General features: G+C 29.6%; 1 pseudogene. It reads right to left on the reverse strand.

Going from position 1 to position 2,011, the window contains the following annotated elements:
- Nucleotides 1-69: 69 nt before the first annotated feature.
- Nucleotides 70-1,738, reverse strand: a pseudogene (locus F1592_RS09910) (IS1182 family transposase); the annotation flags it as partial.
- Nucleotides 1,739-2,011: the final 273 nt, after the last annotated feature.

The raw sequence follows: 2,011 nt of genomic DNA on the forward strand, positions 1-2,011 counted from the left end.
AATTATTAATTTTAATGATTCCTGAAAACTAATAAAAGAGGCTGGGACAAAATAAATTGGCTCTATAATAAGTGTCCGGGACATAAAGTTCTTGGATAAGTGAAAAAAAGACAAATTCTATTGAAATAATATAGAAATTGTCTTTTTTATAAATTTTTTGATTATTTTCAGCTCGTTGAGCTACTACTTTTCTTATATTAAGTGCCATTAATACAAAACCAAGTTCTCTTTTGACTTTATTGAGTCCTCGGACAGACATCCGAGTGAAACCCAAAATAGCCTTCATAAATCCAAAAACAGGTTCCACATCAATTTTTCTTTGACTGTAGATATTTTTTGTTTCTGGTTCTGAAAGCTTTTTGTTAATTTGGGATTTAAAATATTCCCAGTTATAATTCTTCATTATTTTTTTGTTTGTTTTTGAATTGAAGTTCATACATTGATTTTTCAGAGGACATTCTGAACAATCATCACATTCATATAATTTGAAGTCTCGCTTATAACCATACTTATCATGACGATAGGCATATCTTTTAAAACCTAGCCGTTTATTATTCGGACAAATGAATTCGTCATTAATTTCGTCATAGTTCCAATTTTGAGTATTAAAGATGTCACTTTTATATTTTTTAGTTTTATCTTTTATAAACATTCCATATGTTATGAGTGGCGTTCGATTAAAGTCATCTATAATTGCCTTATAATTTGATTCACTACCATAACCTGCATCAGCTACAATATATTCAGGTAAATGACCGTAGGTCTCTTGAATTGAATTTAAAAATGGAATCATCGTTCTTGTATCCGTTGGATTTTGATACACATTATAAGATAAAACAAATTGGGAATTTGTCGCTATTTGTAAATTATACCCTGGCTTAAGTTGTCCATTTTTCATGTGATCTTCTTTCATTCTCATAAATGTCGCATCATGATCTGTCTTAGAATAACTATTTCTATCCTTTAAAATAGATTTTTGAAATTCGTATCGATACTTTCGCTCAAAATAATCATTGATTTGCTTTTTGTATTTTTTGATTTTAGTTCTTTTGAGACGTATTTGTTTTCTTGTTTTAGTACATTTTTCATTGTTGATATGTTGGTGTAAATCTTCGATTTCTTTATCTAAGTGACTACCAATTAAATCTATTTCTTCTTTTGTTAATTCATTATCATGATCTTCTTTAATTTCCGGTATGATTTTATTGGTTACCAATTCATGGTAGAGGGCTTTAGAATCCTCATTCATCTTTGATTCATGGTTTTGAATACTCTTTTTCCATACAAATGTATATCGATTGGCATTTGCTTCAATTTTTGTACCATCAATAAAAATAGCTTTATCATCTATAAGATTTTGTTTTACACACTGACTGTAAAATTGAATAAATAAAGATTCTAATAAAGCATCTACTTTTGGATTTACTCTAAATCGATTAATTGTTTTATAAGAAGGTTTTTGATTTTGTGATAGCCACATCATTCGGATGCTATCATTAATCATTTTTTCTATTTTACGACCTGAGAATACAGATTGTGTGTAGGCATATAGAATCACTTTTAACATCATTTTAGGATGGTACGAAGTTGCACCACGGTGATGTCTGAATTCGTCGAATTCATTGTCAGGAATTGTTTCAACAATATCATTTACATGTCGTGAAATATCATTTGTGGGGATAAGAACTGAAGTTTCCATTGGTAGAGTAAGTTGAGTCATGTTATAATTTTTATACATAAGGCACCTCGTTAATTTAGTTTAGTGATGTTTATTAAATTATACGAAAGTGCTTTATTTTTTTAAAGTATTACAATGTAAAATTACATATAAATACAAAGTATTTTGGCGAGACTCTTGAGGGAACGGGACAAGCTGAAGACTACAGGCTGAAGCTGTCCCTTAAGAAAGCGAGCCAACAATACGGAGTATTGTAAATAAAGAAGCCAGTAAATGAATTTGTTAAAACTCATTTACTGGCTATTTCTCTAGGGTTTATGTCCCAGACTCTTT

The organism is Staphylococcus sp. GDX7P312P (genome assembly GCF_008385775.1).
Classification (GTDB): Bacteria; Bacillota; Bacilli; order Staphylococcales; family Staphylococcaceae; genus Staphylococcus; species Staphylococcus haemolyticus.